The 19,127-nt window shown below is 28.3% G+C and carries 15 protein-coding genes; 4 read left to right on the forward strand and 11 right to left on the reverse strand.

The window, feature by feature from the left end:
• Positions 1-13: 13 nt before the first annotated feature.
• Positions 14-928, reverse strand: a complete 915-nt coding sequence (locus TX50_RS04695) for a branched-chain amino acid transaminase (protein ID WP_011132511.1) — start codon at positions 926-928, stop codon at positions 14-16.
• A gap of 71 nt (positions 929-999) precedes the next feature.
• On the opposite strand from TX50_RS04695, the gene cobN reads away from it, so the two are divergent.
• The gene (gene cobN / locus TX50_RS04700; RefSeq protein WP_011132512.1) at positions 1,000-4,737 is read left to right on the forward strand and encodes a cobaltochelatase subunit CobN; all 3,738 of its coding nucleotides are present in this window, start codon (positions 1,000-1,002) and stop codon (positions 4,735-4,737) included.
• A 1-nt stretch (position 4,738) separates the two neighbouring features.
• Here the strand turns inward: cobN and TX50_RS04705 are convergent, their stop codons facing one another.
• From TX50_RS04705 to TX50_RS04720, 4 genes are all read right to left on the reverse strand, one after another.
• Positions 4,739-5,386 (reverse strand): PHP domain-containing protein, encoded by a 648-nt coding sequence (locus TX50_RS04705; protein ID WP_011132513.1) that lies wholly within the window; start codon positions 5,384-5,386, stop codon positions 4,739-4,741.
• Positions 5,379-5,945 (reverse strand): protoporphyrinogen oxidase HemJ, encoded by a 567-nt coding sequence (gene hemJ, locus TX50_RS04710; protein WP_036930471.1) that lies wholly within the window; start codon positions 5,943-5,945, stop codon positions 5,379-5,381. Before hemJ ends, TX50_RS04705 begins: the two co-directional genes overlap by 8 nt.
• Before the next feature lie 88 nt (positions 5,946-6,033).
• Positions 6,034-8,004, reverse strand: coding sequence for an excinuclease ABC subunit UvrC (uvrC, locus tag TX50_RS04715; RefSeq protein WP_011132515.1), 1,971 nt, complete (start codon positions 8,002-8,004; stop codon positions 6,034-6,036).
• 9 nt (positions 8,005-8,013) lie between these two features.
• Complete coding sequence (locus TX50_RS04720; RefSeq protein ID WP_011132516.1) at positions 8,014-8,502, reverse strand: flavin reductase family protein; 489 nt, start codon at positions 8,500-8,502, stop codon at positions 8,014-8,016.
• 59 nt (positions 8,503-8,561) lie between these two features.
• Between TX50_RS04720 and coaD the strand changes: the two genes are divergently transcribed.
• Positions 8,562-9,041 (forward strand): pantetheine-phosphate adenylyltransferase, encoded by a 480-nt coding sequence (gene coaD / locus TX50_RS04725; RefSeq protein ID WP_011132517.1) that lies wholly within the window; start codon positions 8,562-8,564, stop codon positions 9,039-9,041.
• On the opposite strand, the gene TX50_RS04730 is transcribed toward coaD, so the two are convergent.
• Genes TX50_RS04730 through dapF form a run of 4 tightly spaced genes read right to left on the reverse strand, consistent with a single transcriptional unit; the run spans position 9,038 to position 12,950 of the window.
• Positions 9,038-10,267, reverse strand: coding sequence for a D-alanyl-D-alanine carboxypeptidase (locus TX50_RS04730; protein ID WP_036930451.1), 1,230 nt, complete (start codon positions 10,265-10,267; stop codon positions 9,038-9,040). The two genes, coaD and TX50_RS04730, sit on opposite strands and share 4 nt — an antisense overlap.
• Positions 10,268-10,269: 2 nt before the next feature.
• The gene (locus TX50_RS04735) at positions 10,270-10,917 is read right to left on the reverse strand and encodes a DUF1995 family protein (protein ID WP_011132519.1); all 648 of its coding nucleotides are present in this window, start codon (positions 10,915-10,917) and stop codon (positions 10,270-10,272) included.
• Positions 10,917-12,089, reverse strand: a complete 1,173-nt coding sequence (locus TX50_RS04740) for a cysteine desulfurase family protein (protein WP_011132520.1) — start codon at positions 12,087-12,089, stop codon at positions 10,917-10,919. Before TX50_RS04740 ends, TX50_RS04735 begins: the two co-directional genes overlap by 1 nt.
• The gene (dapF, locus tag TX50_RS04745) at positions 12,090-12,950 is read right to left on the reverse strand and encodes a diaminopimelate epimerase (protein WP_011132521.1); all 861 of its coding nucleotides are present in this window, start codon (positions 12,948-12,950) and stop codon (positions 12,090-12,092) included.
• Positions 12,951-13,057: 107 nt separating this feature from the next.
• Here dapF and leuS point away from each other — a divergent pair, with 107 nt between their 5' ends.
• Positions 13,058-15,634, forward strand: coding sequence for a leucine--tRNA ligase (leuS, locus tag TX50_RS04750; protein WP_011132522.1), 2,577 nt, complete (start codon positions 13,058-13,060; stop codon positions 15,632-15,634).
• Positions 15,635-15,636: 2 nt separating this feature from the next.
• Here leuS and TX50_RS04755 read toward each other — a convergent pair whose 3' ends face one another.
• On the reverse strand, positions 15,637-17,217 hold the full coding sequence (locus tag TX50_RS04755; RefSeq protein WP_011132523.1) for a glucose-6-phosphate isomerase: 1,581 nt from the start codon (positions 17,215-17,217) through the stop codon (positions 15,637-15,639).
• A gap of 182 nt (positions 17,218-17,399) precedes the next feature.
• Between TX50_RS04755 and purN the strand changes: the two genes are divergently transcribed.
• Positions 17,400-18,056, forward strand: coding sequence for a phosphoribosylglycinamide formyltransferase (purN, locus tag TX50_RS04760; RefSeq protein WP_011132524.1), 657 nt, complete (start codon positions 17,400-17,402; stop codon positions 18,054-18,056).
• Here the strand turns inward: purN and argC are convergent.
• A complete protein-coding gene (gene argC / locus TX50_RS04765) occupies positions 18,040-19,095 on the reverse strand; it encodes an N-acetyl-gamma-glutamyl-phosphate reductase (protein ID WP_011132525.1) in 1,056 nt (351 codons plus the stop codon). The two genes, purN and argC, sit on opposite strands and share 17 nt — an antisense overlap.
• Between the last annotated feature and the right edge of the window lie 32 nt (positions 19,096-19,127).

Below are 19,127 nucleotides of genomic sequence, written 5' to 3' on the forward strand. Positions count from 1 at the left end.
AAAAAAATAAAAATTAACTAATATCAATGCGTGTTATCCAATCATCATAGTCTTGTGAACGGCCTTCCGTTATTTCGATAAGCTTATTTTTCAATTTTGTCATTATGGGACGATAATTATTAATATTTGTTGATTCTATTTGCTTTACAGGTGTAATTTTAGCTGCTGTACCAGTTAGAAATACTTCATCAGCAATAAGTAATTCTGTTTTATCAACAGGTCTTTCAATAACATTTATACCAAACGATTTCGCCAATTCAATAACACTAGCTCTAGTAATTCCTTCTAGGATGTCTTGATCAACTCCTGGAGTAATCAGTTCACCATTTCTTACTATAAATAAGTTCATTCCACTAGCTTCACTTACTTTACCACTAGAATTTAACAGCAATGCTTCGTCAAATCCTGATAAACTAGCCTCTGTTTTGGCTAATGAACTGGTAATGTAAGCACCGCTTATCTTACCTCTTAAAGGTAGAGATCTATCTTCTTGTCTTGTCCAACTACTCATCCTACAAGACACACCATCGGGAGATAAATAGTCTCCTAGTTCAATACAATAAATGAAGAAATCAGTTTCTATATTATGTAATCTTGGAGCAATACCTAAATCACTTGTATAAACAAAAGGCCTTATGTAGATCGGTTTTGAAGGTTTATTTTTTTTTAATATTGTTTTTAGTGCATTAAATATATATTCTTCAGATATTTCTGTTAAAAGCAATCTTGCACTTTGAGATAACCTTTTTACGTGTTTATCTGTTCTAAATAAAAGAAATTCATCCTTATTAGATGGATTTGGAATAGCTCTCATTCCTCCAAAGGCTGCTGTTCCATAATGAAGTGCATGAGTTGCTATTGACACTTTTGCATCTTTAAAGGGTATACACTTACCTTCAAACCAGGCATATGGAAGAAATTCTTGCATATTTTATTTTAGAAATGAGTTAAAATTGTTCTAACTTACTTAAGTATTCTAAACCTAATTGTTATATATAAATGCATAGGATATTAAATATTGCTGGAAATGAAAATAATAACGTTGATTTAATTGAACATCCTAAAGCTGATTTTATATTTATCACAAGCGTAAAAGCTGATATTAATATAATTTCTGATTTAATTGAAGATAAAGAATTTCTTTTATTCCAGGATAATTTTAGAGCATTAGAAATTTCAAACCTAAATACATTCGCACAAATAGATAATTATTTTTTAAAAACAATAAATTATGCAAAAATAGTTGTTTTAAGATTGTTTGGTGATAAAGGGACATGGAGTTATGGACTTGAACAATTAATAAAATGGAAAGAAGTAAATCTTAATAAGACTCTTTTAATTCTTTCTGGAACTGATGAAGAGGATTTATCACTAAATGAATTAAGTAGCGTAGATTTAGATACTTCATTAAAAATTAGTAAACTTCTTAAGTCAGGAGGAAAGGAGAATTATCGAAGATTTCTTTATTGTTTAAGTTATCTATCATCTAATGAAACTAATATTCCACAAAAATATATCTCTAACGTCAGTTATCCAGATCCTTATCAATATGATTGGAAAAATGAAAAAGGATTAAAGGTTGGAATAATTTCTTATAAATCATTGTTTTTAGCTAATGAAATTGAATTATCAAATGAATTAATATCTCAACTAAGGTGTAATGGTTTGTCACCTAAAACAGTATTTATTTCAACTTTAAAAAATTATGATGTTCAGAAGGAATTGATTAATCTTTTTAAAAAAGAAGATATAAGACTGCTAATAACAACTACCTCTTTTTCTTCCTCGCTTAATAGTTCTAATGAAAATATAGATAATAATTTGAATATCTTTAAATCACTTAATCTTCCAATCCTTCAAATACTCTCTTCTAATAAATCCAGAAATAATTGGTTGCACTCATCAACTGGAATGAATCCAACAGATTTGTTAATGCAAATAATTATTCCAGAATTTGATGGACGAATTACAACAAAACCTTGTGCTTTTAAAGAGGTTATTTCTGTAAATAGAACCTTATGTAGCAAAATTACAAGTTACAAAGTTGATTTTGGAAATATTAAATGGATAACAAAACTTACAAATAATTATCTAAGACTAAATAATTTAAATAATTTTGATAAAAAGATATCATTAGTAATTGCAAATTATCCTGTAAAAAATGGAAGAATTGGAAATGGAGTCGGTTTAAATACTCCGCAGTCTGTCCTTAATATTCTTTATTGGTTAAAAAATGAAGGTTATGATCTTGGTTCTGGAGAATTACCTAAAAATTCATCAGAACTAATTTCGTTACTTATAAAAACTAGAACAAATGATATTGAATCTCAAAATAATAAACCTCTTGATTTTTTATCATTAAATGAATACTTAGAATTTTGGAACAAACTATCCCTTAAACCTAAAAATCTTATCGTTGATAGATGGGGTATTCCATCTAATTCTCAAGATTTAGAAAAACAAGGTTTTTCGATTAATGGTCTTTTATTTGGAAAAATATGTTTACTAATTCAACCTCAAAGAGGTTACGATATTGAATCTAATAAAGATATACATTCTCCAGATCTACCACCACCCCATAGATATCTAGCCCAATATTATTGGATTGAAAGTAAATTTGATTCGAATGCTATTTGTCATATAGGTAAACATGGCACTATTGAATGGTTACCAGGAAAATCTATAGGACTTAGTGATGAATGCTTCCCGAGTATTATTTGTCCACCAATTCCAAATATATATCCATTTATTGTTAATGACCCAGGAGAAGGATCGCAAGCAAAAAGGCGAACTCATGCAACAATAATTGATCATCTAACACCTCCTTTAGATAGATCTGATTTGTATGGAAAACTCTCGATTTTAGAAGAATGTTTAGACGAATACTATGAGGCTAAGTTATTAAATTCTAAGCGAATAAACATTATCGAAAAATCTATATTAGAAATTATAAAAAATGATTTTAAAGATATTATATTTTTTGACGAATCAAATAAAATTGAAAAGATTGACTCATATCTATGTGAACTAAAAGAATCACAAATAAGAACTGGTCTTCACATTTTTGGAACTAGACAAAAATTTATAAATGAAATTAATTTAATCATAAGTATTGCAAGAGTTCCAACTTCAAAACGTAGTGGGATAATCCAATACATCGCTTCAAATCTTAATTTAGATTTAGATCCATGGACTAATAACTATGATCAAGTTCTTAGTGATAACGATAAAGAAATTATTAGTAATTATTCAAAAGATAATATCAATAGCTTTAGAAGAGCATTAGAATTTATAGAAAATCAAGCAAAATATTTAATTTATCATTATTTTTACAAAGACCAAATAACTCTAAATGAATTAGAAATATTAGAAAATAAAAATATATTATTATTATTTAATGTAGGTAAAAAACATAAAGATTTTTTTAATCTAATTCATAAAGAAATATTAGAACCTATAGTTAAATCGACCATAAATGAGAAGGCATCATTTATAAATGCTTTAAATGGAATATATGTAAGTAGCGGACCATCAGGAGCTCCAACACGAGGTAAAACTGAAGTTCTACCTACAGGTAAAAATTTTTTTTCGATTGACTCCAGAGGCTTACCAACAGAATCGGCATGGATTGTTGGATGTGAATCAGCTTCTCAAATAATTGATTTATATAAACAGGATCATGGACAAGACCTTAAAAAATTAGCAATTTCTGTATGGGCTACATCTACAATGAGAAACGGAGGGGAGGATGTTTGTCAAATATTGTATTTACTTGGCGTAAAACCCATTTGGGATGGTCCTTCTAGAAGAGTCATTGATTTAGAAATAATTCCTTTAAGTATTCTTAATAGACCAAGAGTTGATGTTACTTTAAGAATCTCGGGTATGTTTAGGGATGCATTTCCTCAATTAATATCTTTAGTTTACAAAGCTGTAAAATTAGTTTCTCAACTTGACGAAGATAAAAAATTAAATCCAATTTCAGCATCTTATAAAGACGGAGATTCTTTAAATCGAATTTTTGGTTCTGCACCTGGATCATATGGAGCTGGATTGCAAGAACTTATATCTAATTCTAGTTGGGAAAATAAAAATGATTTTGCTGATTCTTATTTAAACTGGAGTAAGTGGATATATTCTGATGGAAATGAACCTATCGAAAACAAAAAAGAATTAGAAAAAGCGCTTAAAAATATTCAAGTAGTTATTCATAATCAAGATAACAGAGAACATGATATTTTGGATTCTGATGATTATTATCAATTTCAAGGAGGAATATCATCAGCAATAAATAAACTACAAGGCAAATTTCCCGAAATATATCATGGTGATTTATCAAAATATCGTTTATCTAAAATAAATAAATTAAGCTATGAAATAAATAAGGTTATTAGGACAAGAGTGCTTAATCCAAAATGGATTGATGGAATGAAGGAAAACGGATATAAAGGTGCCTTTGAGTTTTCTGCAACGCTCGATTATTTATATGCTTATGATGCCACAACGGAAATCGTATCTGATTGGTGTTATACCCAAATATATAATTCTTGGATATGTAATGAGAAACTTAAAAAGTTTTTTATCGAGAATAATCCATGGGCCTTAAGAGATCTATCCCAAAGATTTCTTGAGATTATTAATAGAGAAATGTGGAATGACCATACTCCAGAAATATTAGAAAATTTAAAAAAGATTGTTAATATGGCTGATGCCAACATTGAGAAAAACGAATACTAGTTTATCTGCCCAATAATGAATATCCATGACTATCTGTTCCGCAGGTTTTAAGCATATTAAGGCTTTCTGTTATTTTATTTATCTCTGAACATACAAAATTACTTGGTTGCCATCTTTCTCTTAAATCATAATCGTACCAAACCTCAATCCCATCAACTCCCTGCTTATTAGCTTCAGGGATAAGTTTATAAAAGGGAATTCTGTACCTCGCTGGATGTGCAAGAAAAGATAACCCTCCTGATAATCTGATTGCTTTTGTTACCGAATTGATGTGTAAATCATTCCCAATTGGGGACTCACCTTGAATATAAGGTGTTAGATTTGTACTTTTTATATTAATTCCTAATCCAATAACGTGAACTAAGCATCCAAGAAGTAAACAATTTATTTCAATTCCTGAAATTAGTTTAAAAGAATCAGTTGGATATTTTTCAAGTATATTATTTTGTTCAATAAAATCATGTGCTTTAACAGTGTGATGATCTGTTATGGATATAAATTTTATTTTATTAATAAAGGCTTGATCTAATAATTGTTCTGGATCAAAGCTCCCATCACTAAATTTCGTATGACAATGAAAATTAACTAAGCCTGGACAGCTTTCTTTATTTATATTTGCTGTTATTTTTATTAAATCTTGCTTATCCATTCTTTAGAGATTCTTCATTTTTTTTTCTGATCTTTGCATATAACTGAATAGATAAAAGCATAAATATTATTAGTCCAAATACACTCCATGTCGCAATACTGGTGGGGAAATTATTTTTAAAAATAACTAATAGGACAATTACAAATAACAATAATGTAGGAAGTTCATTTAGTAATCTAAGGTTTTTTGCAGATATTTTTGAAGTACCATTCTGTAAAGAGTTCATTATTTTATAACAGTAAACATGATATATGACTAAGCCCAAAACAAAAGAAATTTTTATCTGAAGCCATTTTTCGCTGAGCCATCCAGGTTGCATAATTACTAAACAGATAGCCATACTTAAAGCCAGTATCATTCCTGGAGTAGTAATAATATTTGCAAGCCTTTTTTCCATCAAGGAATATTGATCATTAAACGCAATCTTCAAATCATCTTGCATGGTTCTTGACTCTTCATGATATATAAAAAGCCTAACTAAATAAAAAAGGCCAGAAAACCATACAATTACACCAATGATGTGAAGAGACTTAAACCATAAATATGCTTCTGATGACAAATTAATAAAATATAATTCATAAACTATTACCAATATAAATACTTATTTAATAGTGAATAATTTTAAATTTATAAAAATTAATCAATATTTATAACTCATTAAAGTAATTATAAATATCATTTGCTGAATGCATACCAAGACCTTTAACTTTTGAAAGTTCTTCTCTGCTTGCAATTCTAATTGCATCAATTGAATTGAAATGCTCAAGCAAATCTTTAATACGTGAAGGTCCTAAACCTGGTATTTGGGATAATTGAGATCTATTCATTCGAGCAGATCTTTTATTTCTATGAAATGATAATGCAAATCTATGTGCTTCATCTCTTACTCTTCGAAGTAATAGAAGTCCTTTTTGATTTTGATCAGTATCAAGAGATTTTGAAAAACCTGGTATGAATATCTCTTCATTTTTTTTGGCTAAAGAACATATATTAACTTCTTCATGTAAATCTAATTGTGTTAATGCCTTCAATGCTGCATTTAATTGTCCTTTTCCGCCATCTATCATAATCAAATCTGGCCAATCCGTTAGAAGATCATTTTCTAATGTACTTTTTTTCTTATCTTGTAAGGAACTAATGTCTCCACCATCAATTTTAAATTTTGACCATTTTTTAAATCTTCTGTATATAACCTCATAAATTGAGGCAAAATCATCACTATGCCCAATAAATATATTCGGATCTTTAATCTTATATTTTCTATAATTTTGTTTGGATGGAATACCATCTATAAAGACTACTTGTGATGCTACAGGATCTGTTCCTTGTATATGACTAATATCATATCCTTCAATTCTTCTAGGCTGGTTAGTTAATTCAAGTATTTGAGTCAAGTCTTCTATTGAAGATTCATTATCTTGAATTCCATTTAATATCCTCTCTAATTCTAATTTTGCATTTTTTAAAACCATTTCAACAGTTTCAAACTTTTTATTTCTTTTTGGGATAATTAACTTAACCTTTTTCTGCCTTAATTCACTTAACCATTCTTCAATTGTATTATGTTTTGGAAGATTAAATTGCAATAAAATTTCTGATGGTATTTCAACTCCTTCAACATTAATGTAGTGCTCTTCTAATACTCTTTGTAGTATCTCTGTCTCATCACTATTATCAATTTTTTGAGTATATCCAATTCTTCCTATTAATTTACCAGACCTCATTTGAAAAATTTGAATACTAGAGATGTTATTTTCAGAAACAATGCCAAAAATATCTCTATTAATTGATGAGTCTGGTATCGATATTTTTTGAGATTCAGTTAATAATTTTAAACCTGAAATTTGATCTCTTATTTTAGCAGCATTTTCAAATTCTAAATCATTGGAATATTGATTCATTTTTCGTTCTAGAAAAACCTCTAGATCATCGTTCCTTCCTTGGAAAATCATAGATACTTGCTTCATAGTTTTTTTATAATCTTCTGAGGATATTATTTCTTGACAAACACCTGGACATCTCCCAATTGAATAATTTAAGCAAGTTCTATCTTTATAAACAGGACGAGGTCTTTGTCTTAACGGAAATATTTTTTTTATTATGAATAATGTTTTTCTTAATAATCCAACATCAACATAAGGTCCATAATATCTATCAAAATTATTTCTATTTCTCCTTTTTCTTGTTATAAAAATTCTTGGATATTGTTCGCTCCATGTAATGCAAAGATATGGATATTTTTTATCATCTTTTAATAGAATATTAAAATAAGGTTTATTAGTTTTAATTAAATTTGATTCTAAATTTAAAGCTTCATACTCGCTATCTGTAACTATAATTTCTATTTCAGTTATTTGTCTAACCATTAGACTTAATCTGGGTGACAGTTCAGCATAATTATTAAAGTAACTACTGACCCTATTTCTTAGTGTTTTAGATTTGCCTATATAAAGTAAATTATTATCAATATCTTTAAAAAGATAACAACCAGATGACTTTGGTATTTCAGATAATCTTGATTTTAATAAGTCCTTATTTTTAATAAGTTTATATTCAATTTTAAAATTATATTTTTTATCCAATACTTTAGTAGAAACTTTTGTTGAAGGATTAATCATCTATAATTTCTAACCTCCGTAGTTCCATCCCGTAGAATTTAAATTTAACGAATCAACATCATTATTTAAATAAGCAGATAAAACTTCACCAACAAAAACTGTATGATCACCATACATAACATTTCCTACAACCTTACATTCGACACCACCAACACTATCAACTAATATTGGTAATCCAAATTCTCCCAAATTAAATTCGACAGATTCAAATCTTCCTCCAAGGGCTTTTTGTGGTTTAAAAAAGACGGCTGCTAAATCCTTTTGATCACTTTTCAGAACATTTAAAGAAAACGTTCCAGTATTTTTAATTATTTCATGACTGGATCCTTCAGCTCTTACTGCCATAACAACTAGGGGAGGGGTAAAGGAACCTTGTGTAACCCAGCTAGCAGTAAAGCCATTTACTTCATTAGTCTCATCATCTTTCACTCCGCAAATAAACAATCCATGTGGAATTTTTCTTAATAAGATTTTTTTTGCTTCAAGATTTAATGTCATAATTGATTTAACTAATATACATATTTTAACCAAATATTATTTCTAATCATAATTAAATTATGAAAATACTTTACCCAGGTACATTTGATCCTTTAACAAATGGACATCTAGATTTAATACAAAGAGCTGAAAAATTATTTGGAAATGTAGTTGTTGCTGTTCTAGAAAATACTAGTAAAAAACCAACCTTTAATCTTAATAAAAGATTAGTACAAATAAAAAATGCTGTATCTCATCTATCAAATATCAGTGTTATTTCCTATGAGGGTCTCACAGTCGATTGTGCAAAAGAAGTTAACGCAAATTTAATATTAAGAGGGCTAAGAGCTATGAGTGATTTTGAATATGAACTTCAAATAGCACATACAAATAAATCTCTTAATACTGAAATAGAAACCATTTTTCTTTCTACTAATACAAACTATAGTTTTTTAAGTAGTTCCTTGGTTAAAGAGGTTGCTAAATTTGGAGGTGAAATAGATCACATGGTACCTGATTCCGTAGAAAGAGATCTAAAGAATTATTTTAAAAAAGATTAAACACATTCTTCCAATTTATATATGTTTTTTAACAGGGTAAATGTCTTATCCCTATCTATATTTTCTGAGTTTTGGATAATACTTATAACTATAGGTTTCTCATCCTTATATAGATATCCTGATAACGCAAATACATTTGATAGAGTACCTGTTTTCCCAAAAAACTTACCTTGTAATTCTGAGTTTATAAATCTCTTAGCTAAAGTTCCTCTAACCCCAACAATTGATAGTGAAGACTTGAAGGTACTAAAGTTTTTTGCATATTTCATCTTATTCAAAAATTCTGATATTAATTTTGTTGTCACTCTATTGTTTCTAGAAAGACCACTTGCATCTGAAAAAGTCAAATTATCAACTTTTAAACCTCTGTTTTTCAACCAATATTTTAATGTAATATACTCATTCTCATTCCAAGAATTTGATGCATTTTTAAAAAGTGATTCTGCCGTGAAGTTATGACTTTCGGAATTTGCTAATGTTATCAACGACAATAGTGGATTAGAAGTAATTGTATCCAATTCAATATATGAATTCAAATAATATTTTTCAGAATTATCTACAATGTCTATATTTATTGATGCATATGGGAATTTTTTAAAAATATAATTTTCTATAGTCTTTTTTAAGTATTCAATATTTTCATATTTACTCTCATTGCTATTTAATGCCAAGGTTGTAATAGGAGCTCCGTAATCGTATTGCTTATCAATATTTGTCCAACCTTTTGGCCAATAATATTTAGAATCTATTTCTAAGATATTTAAATTGATTTTATTACTGTAAGTGATATTAGATAGTAATTTATAAATATCAGAATAGTTAAGATCTGGATCTCCTTGACCTAATAAATAATATTTATCATTACCCTTTCTAAATATTGACGTTTGAAAACTTCTTGAGGGTTTGAATTTATTTAATACATATGCTGTGCTAAATAACTTTAAATTTGAAGCTGGTATTCTTAACATATCATCATTATATGAACTTATAAGAACACCATTCTCATTAATAATGGATACGCTAAAAGTCTTATCAAGCGATTTAAATAATAATTCATCATACTTTATACACTTTTTGTTATTCCTAATTATTGCTGGAGAATTAAAATATATGTTATTTAATAATTTACTTTTTTGAGTATTTAATAAATTCCATATTAAAAGGGGAAAACTTAATAAGCCAAAAATTAAAATTATATAAAAATAAAATTTTCTAAAAACTTTCAAAACTATAAATTTACAAAAATAGTTTCATTATCAGGTCTCTCTTCAAATTCTTTTTTAAATAAATATCTTTTATTAATTTCTTTAAAAAGTAACCAATTATTTGGATAAGAATGCATTAATGCACCATTATCAATTGGTTGAAGAAAGTAAACGTTATACCAAGTTTTTACAAAGTTTTTTCTTCTTTCTCTTATTACACTTCCTATCCCAATATTTGCATCTTCAAATTTTGGATTTAAAGAATAATGCAAACCTTTAAAGTTATCACACATTGGTTCGAATGTATCAAAATCGTAAGGTTGAGGAAGTATCGATATCAAGATTGATTCATCTTTATCGACATAAATGGATTCATTAAAACCTTTAAATGTAAAAATATTTTCTTTAATATCTGGATAATCCCTCTGAGCCAAAGCTACAGCTCCTGGATCAGAATAAGTAATAAAAACATTTTTTTTTATTTTTTTATTATTATAATAATTTGCAAGAATCTTATAAATAGTTATACCTATTTTATTAAATTTCAATCCCTCGAAATTAAATTCAACAGTAAATCGAAAACTTGATAGTTTTAAACTAGAGATTATTGAATTTTCAAGATTTTTTAAGGCATCATTAAGATCCTTAGGTAACACATAAATAGTATTCATTAGAATTTTTTTATACAAATTTGAATTAGTTTAAATAATCTATCTATATCAGACTTCTTATTCATAGATCCTAAACTAACACGAATGTTTGAATAAAGTTGATTACTATCATATCCCATATTTTCAAGAGTAAGACTATGTTTTCCTGAGGAGCTAGAACATGCACTACCACTACTTATAGCTACATTATTATCAGACATATAATTAATAACTTTATAAGCTTTTATTGGTTCTAATTTCTTATTAAATAAAAGAAATGATATGTGATTTGGAAGTCTTTCAGTACTACTACCTGTAATTTTAATATTTGGATTATTAGTTATTTTATTTATAAAATATTTACTAAGCAGTACTTTTTTATTATTTTCGAACTCGGCATTATACGAATTGAATTTAATTCTTCCCTTAATATTTTTTATTGACTGATACATTCCGGCTATTAATGGCAAAGGAGTTGTTCCTTGTCTTATTGAATATTCTTGAGAAAGTGAAATATCATTATTTTTTAATAACAATCTAGATTTTGAATTCGTCAATAGCAATCCTATGCCTTTAGGACCCCCAAATTTATGTGCGGATAAACTTAATAGATCACAGTTAAGTTCTTTCCAATTAAAAATACCGTTATTTAATATCTGTGTCCCATCGATATGAAATAAAATATCAAATTCCTTGCATTTAGTTCCAACTAATTGGACAGGTTGTAAAGTGCCTACTTCACTCTGACCCCAAATAAGCGAAACAAGATTTGTGTTATTTTTAATTACTTCATTAATGTTTGATATATTTATAATTCCATCTCTATTAACTGGCCATTTATAGATTTCCCACCCTTTTCTTTTTAGCTTATTTGCTGAAATTATTGTGGCTTGATGTTCAACATTAGAGATAACAACTCTTCCACACTTATATTTATCACTAAGATTACTAAATACTAATGATGTCGATTCTGAAGAGCCTGATGTAAAAACAATATCTTCGGTATTTGCATTTAAAATCTTTGCTATTTTAAGTCTTATTTTCTCTAAGTATGTCGCACATCTAATTCCATATTTATAAGTTGAGGATGAATTACTCCAATAGTTTTTGTATGTAGAATTTATTTTATTTAATACATTCTTAGATAATGGAGTAGTAGATGCATTATCAAGATAAATATACTTATTGTCCATCTACTTTAGAATATATGTTCCAGAAAAAACTTTTTTTGCATTACCAGTCATCAAAATTTCATCTTCTGATCTAGACCAATTAATTATAAGATTACCTCCTGGTAGATTTATTACTGTTTTTGAATTACATAAACCTAGTTTGTATGCTGCCACATGTACAGCACAAGCTCCTGTTCCACAAGCTAATGTTGCTCCTGCTCCTCTTTCCCATACACGTACGTTAATATTATCTCTATTTATTATTTGGGAAAAATGAACATTTGTTTTTTCAGGAAATAATTCATGTTTTTCAAACACTGGACCTAATAGTGAAAGTGATATTTTAGTGATATCTTGAAGAAAAAATATCAAATGTGGATTTCCCATCCCCACGGCATATCCCTGTTGTTCAAAATTCTTTTCTTTAAAGAGGCATGAAGGAATTGAATTGATTTTTGTATCTATTTTTGTTGGAATGGATTTAGTTTCTAATATTGGTTTTCCCATTTTTACAGTAATTTCGCCATTATTATATTGAGCAATTTTTATACCAGCTTTTGTTTCGATCCTATATTCAGAAACGCTATAAGAACCTTTATTGAAATTGTGTAGATATTGAACTAAACACCTGATACCATTTCCACACATTTGTGCCTCCGAACCATCTGAATTATAGATAATCATCTTTGCGTAATTATTTCTATCAGGTTCCAATATGAAAATTACGCCATCACCACCTATACCAAATTGTCGATCACATAAATTTTTTATATCGATTTTTTTATCAGATAGAAATTTTTTGTAAATATTACTATTTCTGGAATCAATTATTATAAAATCATTGCCATTACCATGATATTTTTCAAATATTATATTGTTCATTTAATAATATCTATCTAATAAATTTTAATTATAAAATAAAGCTTTTAACAATCTATTTCTTTTTATAGAATCAATATTAAAATAAAATTTTACTAAATCTAAAATAAGTGATTACTTCTGAAAATACAGATAACAGAGCAACTAATTTATATAAACCATCTGATATAGAGGGTAAATGGCAGAAAATCTGGGAAGACGACAACTTATATAATACAGATGAGCAAGCAAGTAATAAAGAAAAATTTTATGCCTTATCCATGTTTCCCTACCCTTCAGGAAACCTTCATATGGGTCATGTGCGAAATTATGTAATAACAGACTTAATTGCACGATTTCAAAGATTTCAGGGCAAAGTAGTGTTACATCCGATGGGTTGGGACGCATTTGGTTTACCTGCTGAGAACGCGGCGATAGAAAGAGGAATAAATCCTGATAAGTGGACTAAACAAAATATCGCTCATATGAAATCACAATTAAAATTATTAGGTCTTTCTGTTGATTGGGATAGAGAATTTGCCACTTGTGATGAAAATTATTATGTATGGACTCAATTTTTATTTTTGGAATTACATAAAGCTGGTCTTGTTTATCAAAAGGAGTCTGAAGTAAATTGGGATCCGATTGATAATACTGTTTTAGCCAATGAGCAGGTTGATTCAGAAGGCAAATCATGGAGATCTGGAGCGATAGTTGAAAAGAAACTTTTAACTCAATGGTTTTTAAAAATTACTGATTATGCAGAAGAGTTATTGCAAGATTTAGAAAAATTAAATGAGTGGCCTGAAAGAGTTAAGATAATGCAGGAAAATTGGATTGGTAAATCAATAGGTACAAATATAAATTTTAAAATAAAAGAATTTAAAAAGGAAAAAATACAAGTATTCACAACAAGACCTGATACTTTATTTGGGGTAACTTATTTAGCAATATCAGTTAATCATCCATTAATTAAAAAAATATCTGATAATAAAATTTTAAGTAAACTAGAAAATTTAAAAATCTATTTACAAGAAAGTAAAGATAAAGATCAAAAAAAAATTGGTATTCCAACAAATTTAATAGCTATAAATCCAATAAATTCAAAGGAAATTCCTATCTTGATAGCAAGTTATGTTCTTGATGAATATGGAACTGGAGCTGTTATGGGAGTCCCAGCACATGATGAAAGGGATTTTGAATTTGCCAAAATCAATTCTATTGATATTAAACAAGTAATTATTAAGGAAAAAGATAAAATTACCAGCCAATTAACTAATGCTTTTACGGATAATGGTTTTTTAATCAACTCAAATAATTTTGATGGCTTAAATAATAGTGATGCCAAAAAACATATTTCAGAACATGGTGAACGAAATGGATGGGCTGAAAATAAAATTCAATTTCGTTTGAGAGATTGGTTAATTTCTAGGCAAAGATATTGGGGATGTCCAATTCCAATTATTAAGTGTACTAATTGTGGTTCTGTTCCAGTAAATAAAAAGGATATTCCAGTTAGATTACCAAATGAGATTAAAATATCCTCTAATAAAATTAATTCTCTAGGTAGTAATCAAAGTTGGATTAATACTACATGTCCAAAATGCGGTAATTTGGCGAGTAGAGAAACGGATACTATGGACACCTTCATGTGTTCATCATGGTATTTTTTAAGATATCCTTCATCAAAATCTTTAACAAAGCCTTTCGAAAAAGAAAAAATTAATAAATGGTTACCTGTTGATCAATATGTTGGAGGTGTAGAGCATGCAATTTTACATTTGCTTTATGCAAGATTTCTTACCAAAGCCTTAAGGGACAATAATCTTTTTGATATTGATGAACCATTTAAAAGGCTCTTGACACAAGGTATGGTTCAATCTGCAGCTTATAAAAATTCAATAACTGGAAAATATATCTCTCCAACTGATATTAAAGATATAACTAATCCAAAAGATCCAAAAGACAATTCAAAACTTGAAGTTCTTTTTGAAAAAATGTCAAAGTCAAAATATAACGGTATAGATCCTGAATCTGTAATAAAAAAATATGGAGCAGATACAGCAAGAATGTTTATTTTATTTAAAGCCCCTCCTGAAAAAGACCTCGAATGGGGAGATTCTGATGTAGAAGGTCAATATAGATTTCTATGTAGAATATGGAAACTTTTCTTAGATTACAGTAATAATGATATTACCCATGAAGCAGATAAACTTAAAAAAGAAAATGAAAGTTCATTATTAAAGTCTATAAATATTGCTATAAAAGAAATTTCTAATGATATAAAAAACAATCAATTTAATACAGCAATATCAGAATTAATGAAGTTTTATAATTCAATATCCTCGAACTTAAATTATGTAAATAAAGACTTAAGAAGAGAATCTCTTATGAAATTTTGTATATTATTAGCACCATTTGCTCCTCATATTTCCGATGAAATCTGGCATTTAATTGGTAATTCAAAATCTGTACACCTAGAAAAATGGCCAGTATTCGATGAAGATGCTCTAAAGGAAAATAGCTTTGAATTAGTAATTCAAATAAATGGAAAAGTAAGAGATAAAATTAATGTAGAAATTAATATTTCTGATGATGAAATTAAGGAAAAAACATTAATTAGACCTAATGTAAAAAAATGGATTGATAATAAAACAATCAGAAAAATAATAATTGTAAAAGGCAGAATTATAAATATTGTCGTTTAGTATTAACTAATTTTTTTAATTCTTATTGTACTTGGCTTAGACCAGTCTCCATTTATAAGATAGTCATCATTACCAAAACACATCTGACGAATTATAAAAAATATTGGCTCAGCTGATGAATTCCTTAGAAGAGAAGTAATTTCTTTGATTGACAATTCTTCGCCATTATTAAATATTTCTGTTACTTGTTTTTGATAATCAATTATTTCCGCGGCTGCTTTTTTACCAGCTTCTACACCAGGTTGATCATAAGCATTTATATCAACTAATTCTGCGTAAAAAGAAACAGCTCGCTCAAATAGAGCAATTAAGGCACCTAGTGTTAAACAACTCAACTTATCCAAGGTGATTGTTATGCTTTGCCTATTTTCGTTTGATAGTGCAGATCTTGTACCTTGTAAAAATCCTGATAAAAATTCTTTAGGATTTTCAGAGTCAAAATAGAAATTACTATTAGGTGTATCAAGTAACTCTATAAAAACACAAAAGAAATTATCAATACCATCTCTTAACTGCTGAACATATGCATGTTGATCAGTAGAGCCTTTATTACCAAAAACAGATATTCCTTGATGTACGATTTCACCCTTCCTATTAAACTTTTTACCTAGAGATTCCATAACTAATTGTTGAAGATATTTACTAAATACTTGCAACCTGTCTCTATAAGGTAATACAACCATATCTCTCTTACCTATTCCATCACCAGAAAAAAACCATGCTGATGATAGTAAAGCAGCAGGATTGTCTTTAATATTAGGTATCCGTGTTAAGTCATCCATTATTGCTGCACCTTTAATAAATTCAGAAACATCTCTATTAATAAGAGCTAAAGGAAGTAGGCCAACTGAGCTAGTAATACTGGTTCTGCCGCCAACCCAATCAGGAAGATTAAATATTTTCAGCCAATTCTCAAGTTGTGCTTTTTTATATAATTGACTATCTTTCATTGTTATTGCTATTGCGTTTGAGTTCCAGTCTAAATTTTTATTTTCTACATGCTTTTTAATTATATTCATTGCTATTTTTGGTTCAGGTGTTCCACCTGACTTACTTACAACAACAAATAATGTAGTAGCCAATTTATCAGATAATTCATCTAATTTCTCACTTATTAAAAATGGATCAATATTATCAATGTATGAAAAATTCAATCCACAAGAATTCTCTTGCAAGGCTTCAGTTATTAATAATGGACCTAAACCGCTTCCTCCAATACCTATCCATAAAACGTTAGTAAATTTTTGATTTTTATTATTTGTGATTTTACCCTCTAATATCTTTTCTCCAAATTCTGAAATATCTCTAATCTCATTATTGATTGCATCCTTTATAAGATTACTTGGAGCAACAGATGGATTTCTTAACCAATAATGTCCAACTTGTCTTTTCTCATCAATATTTGAAATCGCGCCAGCTTCTAATTCTTTAAGGGCTGAAAAAACCTTTTTAAATTTATTTTCTAAAGATGATATTTGGTCGAGAGTAAAATTTATTTTACTGATATCTAACCATATATTTACTTGTTTATCAAACCAAAGGTAGTTGCAATATTTATCCCATGAATTAAAGTCATTATTCATTTTATATTTTGACTATTTTCTTATTTTGTTTATTATATCTAGTTTATTCTTCGTAAATACTAATCATTTCAATTTATTTAGTTATATTATTTTTAGATCATAATGTTTGTGAATTTTAATAAATACTATTAGGGGTTTTTTTTATTTATATCTCATTTATTATTCAATAAAAATATCAGCTTTTGGATAAATCATTCAATTATTTAATTTCACCTGAAATTTCACAACTTAGAGAATTTTCACCAAAATTAAAAATAGCAATTTTAGCTTCAGGTGAAGGATCAAATTTTCAAGAATTAATTGATCTCTCCAATTCAAATAAATTTGATATCGATATTAAGATTTTAATTACAAACAAATCAGAGGCTGGCTGTATATCAAGAGCTAAAAACTCTAATATCTCTTATAAAGTAATTAAAAGTTCTGATTATGAAAATAAGGATTATTTTGAGAATGAAATTATTAATACAATAAAAAAACAGGATATAGAACTTGTTGTTATGGCGGGTTGGATGAAAATTATGTCATCAAAATTTGTTAATGAATTTAAGAATAAAATAATAAATATTCATCCTTCATTACTTCCTTCTTTTAAAGGAAGTAATGCAATTAAAGAAGCTATAACAAATGATGCCAAGATCACAGGTTGTTCAGTACATTTTGTAGAACCAGAGGTTGATAGTGGTCCCTTAATTATGCAAGCAGCATTAGCCATTTCGGATAAGGATAATTTAGAGACAATAACTCAGAAATTACATATATTGGAACATAAAGTATTACCACTCTCAATTTCTCAGGCTGGATATATTATCCGGAATAAATTTATGGGTAATGATTAATCATTTCTAACCCATTATTTATTGGCAATCCAGATATTAGATTAAGATTTTGTATAGCTTGCCCTGTTTGTCCTTTTATTAAATTATCTATTACTGATAAAATAATTACTCTTCCATTTCTAGTATCAACTTTGACAGAGAGATGGATTTCATTTGTATTCTTAACCCACTTGGTGGAAGGATAAATATCAACTGGTAATACTCGAATATGCGAGTAGTTTCTATAATAATTTTCTAATATAATCCTACAATCAGAAGAAGTTAAGCCTGGATCCCGTAATCTTCCATATATTGTCGAATGCATACCTCTTGTCATTGGTATTAAATGAGGAGTGAATAGTAGTTCAATATCATTACCAGAAATAAAACTTGCAATTTGTTCTATTTCTGAAGTATGTCTATGATTTATTAGTCCATAGGCAGATAGACCATCTCCACATTCAGAGAATAATGATTTTTGATTTGGTTCTCTGCCTCCACCTGATGTACCACTTTTTGAATCTATTACTATACCTTCATTATCAATAATCCCTTGGGATAAGAATGGATTAAGAGGAATAAGAGCAGATGTTGGGTAACATCCAGGGGAGGCGATTAATCTTGCTTTAGATATGTCATTGAAATTAATTTCAGGAAGACCATAAACTGCTTCCTTACATAGATCATCGTCATCTCTCTTATATTTTTTCGCTTCATTAGAGTATATATTTTTCCATTGATCAAGAGACTTATACCTATAATCGGCTGATAAATCAATTACTTTTACTCCTTTCTCTAATAAACCTCTTGTTAATGTAGATGAAATTCCATTAGGCAAGCAAAGTAAAGCCACATTAGCTTTATCGGCGATTCTATCTATTGATATTTTTTCAATTAAATTGTCAGACTCTAAATTTATGAATGGAAAATTATCGCTCCATTTTGTTCCGGAAGATTTATTACCTCCTAAATAAGAAATTTTATAATTTTTATTACTCTTTAATAGATTTACTGCTTGTATCCCCCCGTAACCAGTGGCACCAACTATTGCAACATTCATTTCTCTTGATTGGCAGACTTTAAGATAGGATT

Source organism: Prochlorococcus marinus subsp. pastoris str. CCMP1986 (assembly GCF_000011465.1).
GTDB classification, from domain to species: domain Bacteria; phylum Cyanobacteriota; class Cyanobacteriia; order PCC-6307; family Cyanobiaceae; genus Prochlorococcus_A; species Prochlorococcus_A pastoris.

Coding starts and splice junctions, on each gene's coding strand:
- coaD (WP_011132517.1), top strand. CDS start 8,562: ATGAAAATACTTTACCCAGGTACATTTGATCCTTTAACAAATGGACAT.
- TX50_RS04695 (WP_011132511.1), bottom strand. CDS start 928: ATGCAAGAATTTCTTCCATATGCCTGGTTTGAAGGTAAGTGTATACCC.
- cobN (WP_011132512.1), top strand. CDS start 1,000: ATGCATAGGATATTAAATATTGCTGGAAATGAAAATAATAACGTTGAT.
- TX50_RS04735 (WP_011132519.1), bottom strand. CDS start 10,917: ATGAATACTATTTATGTGTTACCTAAGGATCTTAATGATGCCTTAAAA.
- TX50_RS04720 (WP_011132516.1), bottom strand. CDS start 8,502: ATGACATTAAATCTTGAAGCAAAAAAAATCTTATTAAGAAAAATTCCA.
- dapF (WP_011132521.1), bottom strand. CDS start 12,950: ATGAACAATATAATATTTGAAAAATATCATGGTAATGGCAATGATTTT.
- TX50_RS04755 (WP_011132523.1), bottom strand. CDS start 17,217: ATGAATAATGACTTTAATTCATGGGATAAATATTGCAACTACCTTTGG.
- argC (WP_011132525.1), bottom strand. CDS start 19,095: ATGAATGTTGCAATAGTTGGTGCCACTGGTTACGGGGGGATACAAGCA.
- uvrC (WP_011132515.1), bottom strand. CDS start 8,004: ATGATTAATCCTTCAACAAAAGTTTCTACTAAAGTATTGGATAAAAAA.
- TX50_RS04740 (WP_011132520.1), bottom strand. CDS start 12,089: ATGGACAATAAGTATATTTATCTTGATAATGCATCTACTACTCCATTA.
- TX50_RS04705 (WP_011132513.1), bottom strand. CDS start 5,386: ATGGATAAGCAAGATTTAATAAAAATAACAGCAAATATAAATAAAGAA.